Here is a 16063-nt window from a genome sequence, read left to right on the forward strand (position 1 = left end):
TTGCGTGGGTGCATCGGTGCTGCCAAGCAGGCCGCCATCGGTAGACCAGGTGGCGGACCTCGTCGCTAAGGGAAGGGAACGCGGGAGTGTCACGGTTGACGACGTGGCCGCCGCGCTCGACCGATCCGAGTTGCCCGCCGACGCGCTGGAGCGCGTCGTGCGGATGCTCGCCGAGAACGGGGTTGAGGTCCTCGAGCCGCAAGGCGACGAGGAGCCCAGCAAGCCGGACGAGGAGGATATCGGCAAACGCGCTCCGACCAGCGACCTGGTCAGGATCTATCTAAGGGAGATCGGCAGGGTTCCGCTGCTCACCGCCGAGGAGGAGGTGGAACTGGCCAAGGCGATCGAGGCCGGCCTGTTCGCGGAGGACAAGCTCTGCGAGAGCCTCGCCGCCAGGTTCGCCCGGCCGGAGCTGGAAGACCTGGTCTGGGAGGGAGTCCGCGCCAAGCAGCGGCTCATCGAGGCCAACCTCAGGCTCGTGGTCTCCATCGCCAAGCGCTATGTGGGGCGCGGAATGCTGTTCCTGGATCTTATTCAGGAAGGCAATCTCGGCCTCATCCGCGCGGTGGAGAAATTCGACTACACCAAGGGATACAAGTTCTCGACCTATGCGACCTGGTGGATTCGCCAGGCGATCACTCGGGCGATCGCCGACCAGGCGAGAACGATCCGGATTCCCGTGCACATGGTCGAGACGATCAACAAATTGGTCCGTGTGCAGCGGCAGCTTCACCAGGATCTCGGCCGGGAGCCCGCCCCCGAGGAGATCGCCGCCGAGATGGATCTGCCGATCGACCGTGTGGTGGAGATCCAGCGCATCGCGCAGGAGCCGGTCTCGCTCCAGGCGCCCATCGGCGAGGAGGACTCCGACCTCGGCGACTTCATCGAGGACGCCGACGCCGTGGTGCCGATGGAGGCCGCGGCCTTCATCATGCTGCAGGACCAGCTCGAAGACATCCTGGCCACGTTGTCGGAGCGCGAGCAGCGGATCATCCAGTTGCGGTTCGGCCTCGCCGACGGCCACCCCCGCACTCTGGAGGAGGTCGGCCGGGAGTTCGGCGTGACGCGTGAGCGCATCCGCCAGATCGAGTCCAAGACGCTGGCCAAGCTGCGCCATCCCACCAGGGCCCAGATGCTCCGGGACTATCTGGACTGACGCCTCGACCGCGGACGAGCGCCTCCCGCCCCCCCGGGGAGGCGCTCGTCGCGTGTCCGCGCCGCCGCCGGGCCCGCCCCGATGCGCGGCCCGGTCGCCGCGGCGGCCCGGGTCGTCAGGCCGGCGACGACCTCGTCGGTGCCCCCGGTGCCCCCGGTGCCCCCGGTGCTCCCGTGCCCTCGGCGCGTCCAGGTGAACGGTGACGTCCGGTCACGCGGAGCCGGGCCTCTGGAGCGATCCATATGCGAGGTCCGCCGGGGAGTGTAACCATCGCCGGGCGACCCGGAAGGTGGACGACGTGAGTGAGCCCGCGGTTCGGCCGAACGAGACGACGGTGCCGTTGATGCCGTGTGGGTCAGTGGAGGAGACCCTGGCGTTCTACGAGGCCCTGGGATTCGAGGCGACCTACAAACAGAGCAAGCCCTATGTCTATCTGGCGCTGCGGTGGAGCGGCTTCGAGCTGCACTTCGGTCCCGCGCCCAAGGGCCTGGATCCCGTCCGGGAGGAGTCCGGAGGCTGCCTGGTCATGGTCGACGCCGTGGCGCCCTACCATGCGGCGTTCGTCGCGGCGATGCGCCGGGTCTACGGGAAGGTGCTGAGCTCCGGCCTTCCGAGGATCACCCGCTACCGGCCCGGCGCGTCCCGGTTCACGCTGATCGATCCGTCCGGCAACTCGATCATCTTCATCCAGCGCGACGAGCCGGCCGAGGTGGAGTACGGCGGCTCGAAGAAGCTGACGGGCCTGGCCAGGGCGCTCGACAACGCCCGGATCCTGCGTGAGTTCAAGAACGACGACCTTCAGGCCTTCCGCGCGCTCAAATCCGCGCTGCGCAGGCACGGCGCGACCGCCTCGCCGGTCGAGCGGGCCATCGCCCTGTGCCACCTTGTCGACGTGGCCACGATCCTCGGTGAGCCCGCCGATCCCTGGCTCGCCGACCTGCGTGGTCTGGAGCTCACCGTCGACGACAGGCAGCGCGTCGAATCGGAACTCGGGCATCTCGCCGGACTTCAGGAGTGGCTCCCCTGAGATGCGAAGCGGCCCGCTCCGGGCCCGCTCTGAGCTTGCACTGAGGCTTGCGCTGGGCCCGCTCCGGGCCCGTTCTGGGCTTGCTCTGGGCCCGTTCTGGGCTTGCTCTGGGCGCGCTCGTGGGGGGAGCGAAGCCGGGACGCGGGCGGCGGATAGCCTCGGGGGTGTTAACGGTCGACGACGCTGGCGGTGCTCCCTTGACCTCTCAGAAGCCTTCACTGTCCCGCTTTTTCGGCTCCCGGCTGCCCCGTGAGGTCCGTACGGCTCTCGCCCTGGAGAGCGGCGAGCGTCCGATCAGCCACGCGCCCACACCGGAGGGCGGCCACATCGTCGCCACCACCCGGGCGCTGCACCTGCCCGACGGGCCGCGCCTGCCCTGGCACCTGATGGACAAGGCCGTGTGGGACGAGGAGGGGGTGACGGTCACGATGACGGACGGGGCCGTCCACCGGGCCCTCCTGCCCGAGCCGGGCAGACTGCCGGAGACGATCCGCGAGCGGGTGACCTCGACGATCGTCGCGAGCCGCCATGTGACCATCGACGGACGCGGGGGAGTGCGCCTCGTCGCCCGCCGGATCCCCGGCTACGACACCCCGCGCTGGGAGTTCATCTTCGACCCCGGCCTCGACGCGAAGGACCCGGGCCTGCGCGCGCACGCCGAGCAGGCGCTCGAAGAGGTACGCCGCAGCCTCGGCGTCTGACAGCGCCGGGCCCCCGGCGCTACACCGGGGGCCTGGCGACGGCGCGTCACACACCGTCCGGGCCGGTCCTCTATGGGGAGACGGAGCCGGACCGGCGTCCGCCCGGTCTCGGGACGGGCGTCTGCCCGGTCTCGGGCCGCCGAGGAACGTGCCCGGCCTCAGGGGTCGGTTCAGGGGATCTGTTCGGCGCCTGCCGGCCAGCCGGTGGCGGTGCCGACCCGGTCGGTCCTGTCGGCCTGCTCCCAGGTCTCGGTCTTCTTCAGGAACGGCACCTTGTCGCCCGCGAAGTCCTTGGCCTTGCCCGCCACCTTCGAGGCCTGGGCGCCGACCAGCCCTGCCGCCTCCTGCACCGTGGGGCTGTCCGCGAACCGCTGCGCGAAACGCTTGATCTGCTCGTAGCGCTCACGCCCGGCCCGCGTTCCAAGGACGTAGCCGACGGCCAGCCCGGTGGCGAACATCGCCTTGTATCGCATCTTCCACCTCCGCGCTCGTGTTCCCCGCCCCCCTACCCCGAGGGCCTGTCTCTATCCAACAGCAGCCGGTCCGGCCCCGCCTGTGCGGGCCTCCGGGGCGTCCGGGCGCTCTTTGCCGTATGCCGATCAAGACCCGACGACTCGCGGACGGAATCGATGTGACAGACACCCCCCGGAGTGCGCTAATCTAGTTCCGCGCCGCAAGGAAAGCCGAAAGGCCGGAACGAGCGGAGCAGGGCAGTAACAGCAGTACACAGCACGATCCCGTGTAGCTCAATCGGCAGAGCAGCCGGCTGTTAACCGGCAGGTTATAGGTTCGAGTCCTATCGCGGGAGCATTTCACCCCGGGGCGGTGGTCACAGACCACCGCCCCGGGGTTTTTCATGTCTACGTGCGAGTCGCCGCAGCAGCGGTCGCGCCCTTCGAGACACGGGGCCGATCAGGCAAGCGGTGCGCCGCACACCGCCTCTGCTTGCCGTCCGGGGGCCCGGGTGGGGGACGCTTCGGATGCGCCGGTGTGGGGATTTGGCGGACAAATCCCGTGACATCGCGGAAAATGTGATCGCCGTGGCCGTACCGGTCGCGGCTGCCGCGGACCACGGACGGCGCAGTGGGGTGAGGGCCACTGCGGGGAGGGTGTCGCCGCCGGCCCGGAACCGGCGCGGGGTGCCCGTGAGCGCGAAGTGTGTGACGGTCGTGCTGACTTGGCGGAAATCGAAAAAGACCCTCGCACCCGTACGGGAGCGCGGGGAGGAGATCGACAGGCGGGAGGCCGAGAACTTCATCCGGCTCCACCACGCGGAGAACCCGGTGGCGGGCCCGGTGGAGCGGCGCCTCCGGGAGGTCTTCGCGGAGATCGACCGGACGGGGACCTACACGCACACCACGGGCGAGCTGACCTTCGGCGCGCGGGTGGCGTGGCGCAACAGCAACAAGTGCATCGGGCGCCTTTACTGGCGGTCGCTGCAGGTCCGTGACCGGCGGCACGTGGACACCGGCGACGGTGTGGCCGAGGAGTGCGTCGAGCACCTCAGGGCGGCCACCGGGAGGGGCAGGATCCGCCCCACCGTCACGGTGCTCGCCCCCGACCGGCCGGGGGAGCGGGCGCCGCGAATTCTCAACGACCAGCTCATCCGGTATGCGGGGTACACCCGCGAGGACGGCTCGGTCCACGGCGACCCGGCGAACGCGGAGATCACCCGGCGCGCCCTGCGGTCGGGCTGGCGGGGGGAGGGCACGAGGTTCGACGTCCTGCCGCTGGTCGTGGAGGCCAAGGGCGCCCTGGTCCTGCGGGAGGTGCCGCGTGAGGTGGTCCTGGAGGTGCCGTTGCGGCACCCGGCCTTCCCGTGGTTCGCCGACCTGGGGCTCAAATGGCACGCCGTGCCGGCGATCTCCAACATGTCGCTGGAGATCGGCGGGGTCGCCTATCCGTGCGCGCCGTTCAACGGCTGGTACATGGGCACCGAGATCGGCGCGCGCAACCTCGCCGACGGCGACCGCTACGACCAGCTTCCGGTGGTCGCCGAGCGGCTCGGTCTCGACACCTCCCACGACCGTACGCTCTGGCGGGACCAGGCGCTGGTGGAGCTCAACGTCGCCGTGCTGCACTCCTTCGCGGAGGACGGCGTCACGATCACCGACCACCACACCGAGGCGCGACGGTTCCTGACCCATCTGGAGCGGGAGGAGCGCAGCGGGCGCGTCTGTCCTGCCGACTGGTCCTGGATCGTGCCGCCCCTGTCCGGCGCCGCGACACCGGTCTTCCACCGCTACTACGAGGACGTACGGCTCACGCCTGCCTATGTTCACCGCCCTCCCGTGGTGTAGAACATAGTTCGGGTCAAGGCCCGTCGGTCACGGTCCGTGGCGTCAAGATCTGTGGTGCGGTGGAGGAGGGCGACGACGGTGGTGCTGTCCGAGGACGACGGCGGTGTGCGGATCCTGACGTTCAACCGGCCGGAACGGCTGAACGCCTGGACCGCCGAGATGGGACGGCGCTACTTCGACCTGCTGGAGGAGGCCGACCGCGACCCGTCCGTACGGGCGATCGTGGTCACCGGCGCGGGCAGGGGCTTCTGCGCCGGGGCCGACTTCGCGGACCTGACGGCCCTGCAGGCGGGAACCTACGCCGACGAGCGGGATCCCCGGCCCACCACCTTTCCCACCACCCTGCGGACGCCGGTCGTCGCCGCCGTCAACGGCGCGTGCGCCGGGCTGGGGATGGTCCACGCGCTCGTGTGCGACGTGGTCCTCACCGCCGGCGACGCCAAGTGGACGACCGCGTTCTCCCGGCGCGGGCTCGTCGCGGAGTACGGCCTCGGCTGGATCCTGCCCCGGCTGGCCGGGCAGGCGCGGGCGATGGACCTGCTGCTGTCCGGCCGGGTCTTCACCGGTGAGCAGGCGTGCGCCATGGGCCTCGCCGTACGGGCGGTGCCGGGGGAGCGGCTGCTCGCCGAGGCCGTCGGGTACGCGAAGGAGCTGGCCACCCAGTGCTCGCCCGCCTCGATGGCGGTCATCAAGCGGCAGATCTGGGACGGCTGGCAGGAAGGGCTCGACGAGGCCGAAGCCGAGGCCGTACGGCTGATGACGGAGTCGTTCCGGCGGCCGGACTTCGCCGAGGGAGTGTCGAGCTTCCTCGAACGCCGGCCGCCGGACTTCCCGCCTCTGGGGTGAGAGGTGGGCGGCCTCGCCCGATGCCGTGCGCCGGGCGGACGGCTCTCCCGTCCGTGGGGTGGTGTGTCAGCGGAGGCGGTGGGCGCCGGCCGCCGGGGTGGCCGGCAGGAACGTCGGCGCTCCCCAGCCCCGCTCGGCGTAGGCCTGCTCCACGGTGGTGCGCACCCGGTCCACCCGGTCGTCGGCGACGAGCGCGATGGCCGAGCCGCCGAAGCCGCCGCCGGTCATCCGCGCACCGCGCGCCCCGCCGCGCACGGCGGCCTCGACCGCCACGTCCAGTTCCGGGCAGGAGACCTGGTACTGGTCCCGGAGAGACAGGTGGGAGGCGTTGAGCAGGGCGCCGATCTCCTGCACGGCGCCCGCCCGCAGCAGCCCGATGACGGCCTCCACCCGGTGGTTCTCGGTGACGACGTGCTGGGTGCGGGCCCGCTCGTCGCCACTGAGCCTCGACAGGGCCGCGGCGAGGTCGGTGACATCCCGCAGCGAGGGGACGCCGAGGTGCTTGGCCGCGTTCTCGCAGTCCTGGCGCCGCTTGGCATACTGCCCGTCGGCCAGTTCGTGGTGGACGCCGGTGTTGATGATGAGGATCTGCAGGCCGTACGCCGACAGGTCGAACGGCACGGCGCGGCCGGCCAGCGAGCGGCAGTCGAGGAACAGCGCGTGCCCCTGCTTGCTCAGCGTCGAGGCCGCCTGGTCCATGATCCCGCACGGCATGCCGACGAAGTCGTTCTCGGCCTTCTGACACAGCTTGGCCAGCGCCATCGGCTCCAGGTCGAGGCCGTAGAGATCGTTCAGGGCGAGTCCGACGGACACCTCCAGCGCCGCGCTGGAGGACAGCCCCGCCCCCTTGGGCACGTCGCCGTCGATCACTATGTCCGCGCCGCGCACCGGCAGCCCGGCGCCGCGCAGGATCGAGACGACTCCGGCGGGGTAGCGGGCCCAGCCCTCGGCTCGCTCGACGTCCTCCAGCACCTGCTCCTCGCCGGGGGCCTGCAGCGAGGAGATCCGGACGGTGAGGTCCTCGCGGGGGCTCACGGCCGCGGTGACGCCCCACGGCACCGCGAACGGCAGCACGAAGCCGTCGTTGTAGTCGGTGTGCTCCCCGATCAGGTTGACCCTGCCGGGCGCGTGCCAGACCCCGGTGGGCTCGCCGCCGTACGCCTGCCGGAAAGCATCAACAACCCGCATAGTCGCACACTCCTCAACAACGCAGCCTCCCCGTAGGGTAGCGGCCCAGGCGGGTGCGGACGTGCCAGGGCCCGGCTCGGAAATCCGGACCGGGCCCTGATCCGCACGGCGACCTCACATCGCGGGCACGGTCGCCCGCTCGTCGGGGACGCAGTGCGTCATCTTCAGGCCGGAGACGTCGCGCGTGCCGTTCTTGCCGAGGTTGGACAGGCGATCCCTGTCCTCGTCGGTCAGGTCCTGGCTCGCCAGCGGTTCCAGGTGCTTGACGTCGTCGGGTGTGATGCCGAGCCCCTCGCCGACGCGCAGCCCGAGGTCGTCCTCGACCAGCAGGAAGTGCCAGACCATGCGCTCCTGGATCGGCCGGTCGCACTCCGACAGCATGGCGACGAAGTTCTCCACCAGGTCGTCGCGCTCCCACTGCTCCATGAGCAGGTAGCGCTGGCCCGCCTGCTTGTAGTCGTTGGTCCGCGGGATGCGCTTGCGGGTGACTCTGCCGACGATCTGCGGGCCCTGCTCGTCGTGCGTCGGGAACTGCCCCTCGCGGAGCCCGCCGCTGATCGAGGGCTCGTAGTTGACGTGTGGGTTCTCGCCTGCCCGGTCCTGCCGGTAGGTCATGAGGCCGTCGCGCTGGTTGGTCCGCACGTCGGCGTTCTTGGCCTGGTTGACCGGCAGTTGCAGGTAGTTCGGGCCGACGCGGTAGCGCTGGGTGTCGCTGTAGGAGAACGTGCGGCCCACCAGCATCTTGTCGTCGGAGAAGTCCAGCCCGTCGACGAGGACGCCGGTGCCGAACGAGATCTGCTCGTTCTCGGCGAAGGCGTTGTCCACGGTCCGGTCCAGGACCATCCGGCCGACCGGCTTGGCCGGGAAGAGGTCCTCCGGCCAGACCTTGGTGTCGTCGAGCGGGTCGAAGTCCAGCTCGGGGTGCTCGTCGTCGCTCATCATCTGGACGAGCAGCTCCCACTCCGGGTAGTCGCCCCGCTCGATGGCGTCGCGCAGGTCCTTCGTGGCGTGGCCCAGCTCGTGGGCCTGGATGCGTGCGGCGTCCTCGGCCGTCATGCTCCTGACCCCCTGCCTGGGCATCCAGTGGTACTTCACGAGCACGGTCTCGCCCTGCTCGTTGACCCACTTGTAGGTGTTCACCCCGAAGCCCTGCATGTGCCGGTAGTCCGCCGGGATGCCGCGCGGGCTGAACACGTTGACGATCATGTGCATCGTCTCGGGGCTCTGCGACATGAAGTCGAAGATCCGGTTCGGCTCCTGCCGGAAGGTGACCGGGTCCGGCTTGAGCGCGTGGATCACGTCGGGGAACTTGATGGCGTCGCGGATGAAGAACACCGCGAGGTTGTTTCCGACGAGGTCCCAGTTGCCGTCCTCGGTGTAGAACTTCACGGCGAACCCGCGCGGGTCGCGGGCGCACTCGGACGAGTCACGTCCCCCGATCACGGTCGAGAACCGCACCGCCACGTCGGTGCGCTTGCCGGCCTCCTGGAACAGCTTCGCCCTCGTGAACCGGGCGATCGGCTCGTCGCCCCACATGCCGTACGCCTCGAAGAAGCCGTACGACGTCGTGCCGCGCGCGTGCACCACCCTTTCCGGGATGCGCTCCCGGTCGAAGTGGCTGATCTTCTCAAGGAACTGGTAGTTCTCGAGAGTGGCCGGGCCGCGTGCGCCGACCGTCCGCTGGTTCTGGTTGTCGTAGACCGGGTGCCCTTGACGGTTGGTCAGCACGGGACGCTCGTCCCCGGGCTCCGGTCCCTTGCTCGACACGTCCGTCATGGGACGGCTCCTCTCGCTATGTGATCTCATTTGAGCTGTTTATCCTCTGCAATACCCCCCTTTCCGGTTTTTGTCGGGGTATTCGTCCTGGCGCCCCCAGGAGAGGAGATCCTGGATAACGCCGGGAGCACGCGGGGGCGGGCCGGCGGCACGATCGCGCCCCGCGTGGCTCGGTGGTGACGGCGGTGAGCACCGCACGTCCCGCGCTCCGCCGAAATGACGGCGGGGAATCGTCTACCTCACCCCGCGGGGGCCGCCTTCCGCGGCTCGCCGCGGTAGGTGCCGAACGACCAGAGGTTGTCCTCCGGATCGCGGACGGCGAACTCGCGGGAGCCGTAGTCGGTGTCGTACGGCTCCTGGACGACCCGCGCCCCCGCGGCGGTCGCCCGCGCGAACAGCGCGTCCGGGTCGTCGGTCACGGCGTACGCGCCGAACGAGCCGGGGGTGAGGCGCCACTTGTCGTCCGGCGTGTCCCGGACACTGCCCAGCATGATCCCGCCGCCGTGCGGCCAGGAGAGCTGGGCGTGGTCGACGCGGTCGCCCTCGCCGTACACGGCGGTCTCCTCGAAGCCGAACGCCTCGACGAGGAAGGCGATCAGTGCGCGTGCGTCCCCGGCCCGCAGCGTGGGCCATACCTGAGGTGCTGGTGTGGTGTCGTTCATGCCGTCGAGTCTGGCGAGCCGTCCCCCGCCCCGGCTTGGACGTTTCGGAACAGCTCGCCGCCGTGGCCGCCCTCCTCGGCCAGCCACCGGCTGGGCGAACACCCGGCGAGGCCGCCGAACTCGCGGGCGAGGTGCGCCTGGTCGTAGAACCCGCACTCGGCGGCCGCGTCGGCCAGCGTGAGCCGCCGTCCGGACGCCGCCGCGCCCTGGAGCAGGCGGCGGACCCGGTCGAACCGCACCACCCGTGCGGCCTCCTTGGGGGACAGGCCGATCTCCTCCCGGAACCGGCCGTTCAGGTGCCTGGTGCTCCAGCCGGCCTCGCTGGCGAGGCCGGACACGGTGACCTGCCCGCCGGCGGTCAGCGTCCGCTGCCACGCTCGCGCCACCTCGGCCGGGTGGGCCCGCGTGGGGCGGGCATGCCGGGACAGGACCCCGTCGAGGACCGCGAAGCGCTCGTCCCAGCCGTGCGCCTCCAGCAGGCGCTCGCGCAGCTCGCCCGCCAGCCGGCCGAGCACCTCGGCGCCGTCGACGTCGAGCCCTGACAGCTCCCCGGCGGGCAGCCCGAGCAGGGCCCGCGCGCCGAGCGGCGTCAGCGCGAGCTGCACGCCCGACTGCCGCCCGTCGTGCGTGATCAGCGCGGGGGTGGTGTGCAGCCCGCCGACCAGCGTGTCGTACGACCCGGGCGGGGTGCGCGGATCGGGGTGCTCCGCGACGACGAGCGGGTCGTCGAGTGTGACGATCATCGTCAGGTAGGGCGACGGCAGGCCGCGATGCGTGGCCGGCGGAACTCCGGCCTCGCGATAGCCGCTGTACCACGCGACCAGCGGACGCAGCGCGGGAGCGGGCCGCCGGCGCAGGTAGCGTGCCTCGTCGCGCTCGTTCGCGTCCGTCGTCCGCTGTGTTTGTGTCGCCATCGGCCGGCCCTCCCTCCTGCCCTCCCAGTCTCCCCGAAGGAGCGCACGGCGGCCATCGTCGCGGGCGACGACGGCCGCGGGGGCGGGGTGTGGTGAGGCCATGGCGAGGCGGGCCGGGGTGGCGGGGTGTTCCCGTGTCCGCGGCCGGCGGTCAGGCGGCGCCTTCGGCTCCTTCGGCGTCCAGGTCGCGAGACAGCAGGTCCGCGAGGGCGGCGAGGGCCTCCTCCGCTCCCGGTCCGTCGGCCTCCAGGGTGACCTCGGTGCCGTGCCCGACCCCGAGGGTGAGCACGCCCAGCATGCTGTTGGCGGGGACGGCCTTTCCGTCGCCCACACGGATGCGCACGGGCACCGCCTGCCGCGCCGCCGCCTCGACGAAGATCTTCGCGGGGCGGGCGTGCAGGCCGGAGCGCGAGGCGACCGCCAGTGTCCTTTCCGGCATCGGGTTCCTCTCAGGGCTCGAATCGGGGGCTCGAATCGGGGGCTCGAATTCAGGGCTCGATGGTGACCTTGATGGCGGCGCCGCGGGCGACGACGTCGATGGCGTCCATGACCTCGTCCAGGCCGAGGCGATGGGTGATCAGGTCGGCCACCGGCACCGCTCCGTCGGCGATGAGCCGCAGGGCGCGGGCGTTGTGCGCAGGGCTCGACCCGTTGGCGCCGACGATGGTCAGCTCCCGGTAGTGCACCAGGTTGGAGTCGCAGGCGATGACCGGGTCGTCCTTCGGCAACCCGCCGAAGAAGCTGATCCGGCCCTGCCGCGCGGCCATCTGCAACGCCTGCTGCTGGGCCGCGCCGGAGGCCGCCGCCGTGATCACCACGTCGGCGCCCCGGCCTCCGGTCAGCTTGAGCACCTCGTCGACGAGGTCGGTCTCACCCGAGCAGATCGCCGCGTCCGGCCCTACGAGGGCGGCGGCCATCGCGAGGCGTTCGGCGTTCAGGTCGGCGAGGAACACCCGGGCCGCGCCGCGCGAGCGGGCCAGCCGCACGTGCAGGCAGCCGATCGGGCCCGAGCCGACGACGACCACGTCGTCGCCCTCGCCGACGCGGGCCAGCTCCTGCCCGTTGAGCACGCAGGCGAGCGGCTCGGCGAGGGACGCCTCGGCGAAGCCCACCCCGTCGGGGATGCGGTTGAGCCCGTCCACGGCGAGAACCTTGGCCGGCACGACCATGTACTGCGCGAAGCCGCCGTCGTAGTGGTAGCCCATCGACTCCTGGTTGGGGCAGACCGTGAGGTGGCCCCGGCGGCACTCCTCGCACCGGCCGCACGGGATCGCGGCGATCACCTGCACCCGGTCTCCCGGGCTCCAGCCGGTGACGCCCTCGCCGACCTCCACGATCTCCCCGGCGATCTCGTGGCCCATCACGCGGGGCGGCCTGATGTGGTGGTGCCCGAACCGGTAGATCTTGACGTCCGTGCCGCACGTCGAACAGTTGCGTACGCGGATCTTGACCTCGCCGGAGTGGGCGACGGGCTCGGGCACCTCCTCCAGGCGGATGTCCCCGGGAGCATGAAAACGGGCGACTTTCACTCGGAGTCTTCCTCTTCGTCCGGTAGCAGCAGATGGATGACCTCGTCGACCTCGGTGGCCGCGCGCAGGGCCGCGGCGCGTTCCGGGTCGAGCAGGATCTGGGCGAGCTGCGACAGCAGCCGCAGGTGGCCGTCGCCGCGGGCCGCGATGCCGACGCACACCGTCACGCGCTCGCCGTGCCAGTCGACGCCCTCGGGGAGGAGCAGCACGCAGATGGCGTCGTGCCGGACCGCCTCCTTCGAGGCCAGCGTGCCGTGGGGGATGGCGACGCCCTCGCCGACGTATGTGGAGATCGACCGCTCGCGTTCGAGCATGGCCTCGGTGTAGCTCCGGTCCACCGCGCCGATCTCCTGGAGGACCGCTCCGCACTGCCGGACGGCGTCTTCGACGTCCGAGGCGGTCGCGGCCGTCCGTACGGCGCGGGGATCGAGGGGGAGCGGGGCCGTGCCGGCCCGGTCAGCCATCGATCGTGCCCCCGTTCTTGATGGCGGTGACGATCCGCGCCACGGCCGGGTCGCCGATGAAGACCTGGAACGGCACGAGCACGACGCCGGGGGCGCTCGCCCTGGCCCGATCGGCCAGCCCGGTGTGGCACACGACCACGTCGGCGTCCCCGGGGATCGAGTTGACCGGGGTGTGCTCCACGCTTACCGGGGTGCCCTTGAGCTGCCTGCGCAGCGTGCTCGCCAGCATGACACTGCTACCCATGCCCGCGTCGCAGGCCACGATGAGCTTGCGAACGTCCTTGCCCTCGATGCTCGACACGGTTCTACGCCTCCTTGGTGGCGGGCACGCTCTCGGCCGCCGTCTCGCCGGTGGTGTCGCGATTGTCGTCGTTCGTGCTGGTGGTGGTGTCGTCGGTGTCGTGCGGGACGGCGTCCTGCGCCGGGTCGTCCGCCTTGTCGCCGTTGGCGCGGCCGAAGCCCAGCAGCGCGGCGGCGACGGCGAAGGAGACGGCCGTCGCGACCACGATCCCGGCGATCACGCCGAACCAGCCGCCCTTCGGGGTCACCGCCATGTAGGCGAAGATGCTGCCCGGCGACGGAGTCGCGACCAGGCCCGCCCCGGTGACCAGGAAGGTGAGCACGCCCGCGGCGCCGCCGGCGACCACCGCGAGGATCAGGCGCGGCTTCATCAGCACGTACGGGAAGTAGATCTCGTGGATGCCGCCGAAGAAATGAATGATCATGGCGGCGGGGGTGCTGGGACGCAGCGACCTCGGGCCGAACAGCAGGTAGGCGATCAGCAGGCCGAGGCCGGGGCCCGGGTTGGACTCCAGCATGAACAGGATCGACTTGCCGTGCTTGACCGACTCGGCGACGCCCAGCGGCCCGAGCACTCCGTGGTTGATCGCGTTGTTGAGGAACAGCACCTTGGCCGGCTCGATGATGACCGAGGCGATCGGCAGGAGGGAGTGGGCGATGAGCCACTCGACGCCGCTGCCCGCCACGTCGGTGAACTTCTCCACCACCGGGCCGATGGCGAGGACGCCGGCGATCGCCGTGACCGCGCCGACGATGCCGGCGGTGAAGTTGTCGACCAGCATCTCGAAGCCGGCCCGGGTCCGCTCGGAGGTGAACCTGTCGACGTACTTGAGGATCAGCGCGGCCAGCGGACCGATGATCATCGCGCCGAGGAACATCGGAACGTCCGCCCCGACGACCACGCCCATCGTGGCGACGGCGCCGACGACCGCGCCGCGCTGCGCGTGGACCATCCGGCCGCCGGTGTAGCCGATGAGCACGGGGAGCAGGACCTTGATGATCGGGTCGACCAGTTCGGCGAGTGCCTTGTTCGGCATCCACCCGGTCGGGATGAACAGGGCCGTGATGAGGCCCCAGGCGATGAAGGCGCCGATGTTGGGCATGATCATCCCGGCGAGATGGCCGCCGAAGCGCTGGATCGTGGCCCGCACACCGGTGCCGTGGACGGTGGGGGTATAGGGCGTGGCCATTGACGTGCTCCTTTTGGGGGGCGACCGGCCTGGCTGGCCGGGTTGTGAGGGGGTGGACCGCTGTCATCCCCCGGGTTATGAGCGAGCGGACCGGATGTGTCGTGTGACGCGGAGCGGACGGAGCGGGTGAATCGTTTGAGCCGGAGCGGGTGAGTCCGAGCCGACAGCGGGCTGGGGGAGGGCGAGTGAGCCGGCGGGCGCCGTGTGGCGCGCTCAGATACCCCCTGGCGCCGGGCGAGGGGGTGGCGTGAGCGGCCGGGCCGGGTCGGGGGGACCGATCCTGACGTGTGTGCGATCGATGTCGGCCGGGCGGGGCATCCGGCTGCCGGGCAGCCCCACGGCCGCGCCGGCCCAGGCGAGGCCCTCGGCGAGGGCCGTCGCGCCACGGGCTCCCGCGGCGAGGAAGCCGGCCAGGAGGGCGTCGCCCGCGCCCACGCTGCTGCGCGGCTCCTCGACCGCGCATTCGCCGTACCAGACCTGTTCGTCGTGCTCGACCAGCAGCGCGCCGTCCGCCCCGAGACTGGTCAGGACCGACCGCGCGCCCATGGCGCGCAGCTTGCCGACCGCGTCGAGCACGTCGCCGACACAGGCGATCGACGTGCCGGTGGCCTCGGCGAGCTCGTCGCGGTTGGGTTTGACCAGCGCGGGGCCGGCGTTCACGGCGGACACGAGGGCGGGGCCGCTCGTGTCGACCGCCAGGTTGATGCCGGCGTCGGTGAACCGGCGGCACAGTCCGGCGTAGACGTCCACCGGCGCGCCGGGCGGGAGGCTGCCCGAGGCGACCACCCAGCTGGCCGACCGCGCGGCGTCGAGCACGGCGCCCGCCAGTGTGTCCAGCTCGGCGGGGGTCAGCGCGGTGCCCGGCTCGTTCACCTTGGTGACGGTGCCGTCCGGCTCGGCGATCGCGACGTTGGACCGGGTGGGGCCCTCCACCGGCACGGGGATCATGTAGATGCCCTCTGCCGACAGCAGGTCGAGGAGCCGGCGTCCCTCGCTGCCGCCGTACGGGATGACCGCGCACGACCGGACGTCGTTGGCCAGCAGGGCCCGCGTCACGTTGACGCCCTTGCCGCCGGGGTCGAGGTGGGTGGCGGCCGCCCGGATGACGGCCCCGCGGGTGAGCGCGCCGACCTCGATCGTCCGGTCGAGGCTGGGGTTCAGGGTCAGGGTCAGGATCATGCGCGGACCACCTCGGGCCCGGCGGCGGCCAGCGCGGCGGCCTGGTCGGGGTCGAGCCCGGCGTCGGTGATGACGACGTCGATCTCGCCGAGCGTCGCGAAGCGCGCCAGGTAGGTGCCGGAGAACTTCGTGTGGTCGGCCAGCAGGACGGCGCGGTCGGCGCAGGCGATCATCGCCCGCTTGATCGCCGCCTCGGCCGGGTCGGGGGTGGTCAGGCCCTTGGCGACCGAGCAGCCGTTGGTGGCCATGAAGGCCACGTCGACGTTGAGCTGCGACAGCTGCTGGATGGCCCAGTCCTCCACGGTCGCCAGCGTCCGGCCGCGCACCCGGCCGCCCAGCATGAGCACGGTCAGGTTGGGGCGGGCCGCCAGCACCGTGGCCAGCGGGGGTGAGTTCACGACGACGGTGAGCTCCCGGTCGGCGGGCAGTGCCTGGACGAGCCGGCTCGTCGTGGAGCCGGCGTCGACGACCACGGAGCCGTCCTCGGGGAGCTCGGCCAGGGCGGCCTTGGCGATGCGCTCCTTCTCGGCCGTCATCACCTCGTCCCTGGCGGCCAGGGCGGGCTCGAACCCCAGGCGTTCGACCGGGATCGCGCCGCCGTGCACGCGCCTCAGGACGCCCGCGCGCTCCAGTGCGGTCAGGTCGCGGCGGATCGTCTCCGTCGTGACGCCGAACCGCTCGGCCAGCGTCACCACGTCGACCCGGCCGGCGTCGCGGGCCGCCCGCAGGATCTCCTGCTGCCGCTCCTCGGCGTACATCGTGTTGGTTCACCGCCATTTCGATGTTGTTTCGTATGTGTTTATACCCGTCTATGTTGGAAGGTCAAGGGCG

The 16063-nt window shown here is 71.3% G+C and carries 17 protein-coding genes and 1 tRNA gene; 6 read left to right on the forward strand and 12 right to left on the reverse strand.

All coding sequences use genetic code 11. The annotated features are described in order from the left end of the window. The first annotated feature begins 16 nt into the window (after positions 1-16). From rpoD to FLX07_RS05005, 3 genes are all read left to right on the forward strand, one after another. Positions 17-1156 (forward strand): RNA polymerase sigma factor RpoD, encoded by a 1140-nt coding sequence (gene rpoD / locus FLX07_RS04995; protein WP_142568889.1) that lies wholly within the window; start codon positions 17-19, stop codon positions 1154-1156. A 298-nt stretch (positions 1157-1454) separates the two neighbouring features. Continuing rightward, positions 1455-2183 carry a VOC family protein gene (locus tag FLX07_RS05000; RefSeq protein WP_142568257.1) on the forward strand — a complete coding sequence of 243 codons (729 nt, stop codon included), beginning with the start codon at positions 1455-1457 and terminating at the stop codon, positions 2181-2183. A gap of 197 nt (positions 2184-2380) precedes the next feature. After that, positions 2381-2884, forward strand: coding sequence for a hypothetical protein (locus tag FLX07_RS05005; RefSeq protein ID WP_142568258.1), 504 nt, complete (start codon positions 2381-2383; stop codon positions 2882-2884). A gap of 170 nt (positions 2885-3054) precedes the next feature. Here FLX07_RS05005 and FLX07_RS37490 read toward each other — a convergent pair whose 3' ends face one another. Next, positions 3055-3357, reverse strand: a complete 303-nt coding sequence (locus FLX07_RS37490; protein WP_223852726.1) for a YtxH domain-containing protein — start codon at positions 3355-3357, stop codon at positions 3055-3057. Between the two features lie 262 nt (positions 3358-3619). On the opposite strand from FLX07_RS37490, the gene FLX07_RS05015 reads away from it, so the two are divergent. The 3 genes from FLX07_RS05015 to FLX07_RS05025 all read left to right on the forward strand — a co-directional run bounded on the left by FLX07_RS05015 (position 3620) and on the right by FLX07_RS05025 (position 6030). Next, a tRNA-Asn gene (locus tag FLX07_RS05015) sits at positions 3620-3692 on the forward strand. 337 nt (positions 3693-4029) lie between these two features. Next, on the forward strand, positions 4030-5184 hold the full coding sequence (locus FLX07_RS05020) for a nitric oxide synthase oxygenase (protein ID WP_229689616.1): 1155 nt from the start codon (positions 4030-4032) through the stop codon (positions 5182-5184). 78 nt (positions 5185-5262) lie between these two features. Then, positions 5263-6030 (forward strand): enoyl-CoA hydratase-related protein, encoded by a 768-nt coding sequence (locus FLX07_RS05025; RefSeq protein ID WP_229689617.1) that lies wholly within the window; start codon positions 5263-5265, stop codon positions 6028-6030. Between the two features lie 66 nt (positions 6031-6096). Here the strand turns inward: FLX07_RS05025 and galK are convergent, their stop codons facing one another. The 11 genes from galK to FLX07_RS05080 form a co-directional block, all read right to left on the reverse strand. After that, complete coding sequence (galK, locus tag FLX07_RS05030; RefSeq protein WP_142568261.1) at positions 6097-7218, reverse strand: galactokinase; 1122 nt, start codon at positions 7216-7218, stop codon at positions 6097-6099. Positions 7219-7332: 114 nt separating this feature from the next. Next, on the reverse strand, positions 7333-8994 hold the full coding sequence (locus FLX07_RS05035; RefSeq protein ID WP_142568262.1) for a catalase: 1662 nt from the start codon (positions 8992-8994) through the stop codon (positions 7333-7335). A 239-nt stretch (positions 8995-9233) separates the two neighbouring features. Further along, positions 9234-9656: a VOC family protein gene (locus FLX07_RS05040; protein WP_142568263.1), complete on the reverse strand. Its 423-nt coding sequence runs from the start codon at positions 9654-9656 to the stop codon at positions 9234-9236. Beyond that, positions 9653-10570, reverse strand: a complete 918-nt coding sequence (locus tag FLX07_RS05045) for a helix-turn-helix domain-containing protein (protein WP_142568264.1) — start codon at positions 10568-10570, stop codon at positions 9653-9655. Before FLX07_RS05045 ends, FLX07_RS05040 begins: the two co-directional genes overlap by 4 nt. A gap of 151 nt (positions 10571-10721) precedes the next feature. Then, the gene (locus FLX07_RS05050; protein ID WP_142568265.1) at positions 10722-11009 is read right to left on the reverse strand and encodes an HPr family phosphocarrier protein; all 288 of its coding nucleotides are present in this window, start codon (positions 11007-11009) and stop codon (positions 10722-10724) included. 49 nt (positions 11010-11058) lie between these two features. After that, the gene (locus FLX07_RS05055; RefSeq protein ID WP_142568266.1) at positions 11059-12099 is read right to left on the reverse strand and encodes a zinc-dependent dehydrogenase; all 1041 of its coding nucleotides are present in this window, start codon (positions 12097-12099) and stop codon (positions 11059-11061) included. Then, positions 12096-12563: a PTS mannitol transporter subunit IIA gene (locus FLX07_RS05060; protein WP_142568267.1), complete on the reverse strand. Its 468-nt coding sequence runs from the start codon at positions 12561-12563 to the stop codon at positions 12096-12098. The genes FLX07_RS05055 and FLX07_RS05060 overlap by 4 nt, the downstream gene beginning before the upstream one ends. Further along, entirely contained in the window at positions 12556-12864 is a 309-nt protein-coding gene (locus FLX07_RS05065) for a PTS sugar transporter subunit IIBC family protein (protein WP_142568268.1), read from the reverse strand. The genes FLX07_RS05060 and FLX07_RS05065 overlap by 8 nt, the downstream gene beginning before the upstream one ends. A gap of 4 nt (positions 12865-12868) precedes the next feature. After that, complete coding sequence (gene mtlA / locus FLX07_RS05070) at positions 12869-14053, reverse strand: mannitol-specific PTS transporter subunit IIC (protein ID WP_142568269.1); 1185 nt, start codon at positions 14051-14053, stop codon at positions 12869-12871. A gap of 213 nt (positions 14054-14266) precedes the next feature. Beyond that, on the reverse strand, positions 14267-15232 hold the full coding sequence (locus FLX07_RS05075; protein ID WP_142568270.1) for a 1-phosphofructokinase family hexose kinase: 966 nt from the start codon (positions 15230-15232) through the stop codon (positions 14267-14269). Then, positions 15229-15990: a DeoR/GlpR family DNA-binding transcription regulator gene (locus tag FLX07_RS05080; protein ID WP_142568271.1), complete on the reverse strand. Its 762-nt coding sequence runs from the start codon at positions 15988-15990 to the stop codon at positions 15229-15231. Before FLX07_RS05080 ends, FLX07_RS05075 begins: the two co-directional genes overlap by 4 nt. Positions 15991-16063 lie beyond the last annotated feature (73 nt).

Origin of the sequence: Microbispora bryophytorum, from assembly GCF_006874465.1 — a bacterium.
In the GTDB taxonomy this organism is placed as follows: Bacteria; Actinomycetota; Actinomycetes; order Streptosporangiales; family Streptosporangiaceae; genus Microbispora; species Microbispora bryophytorum.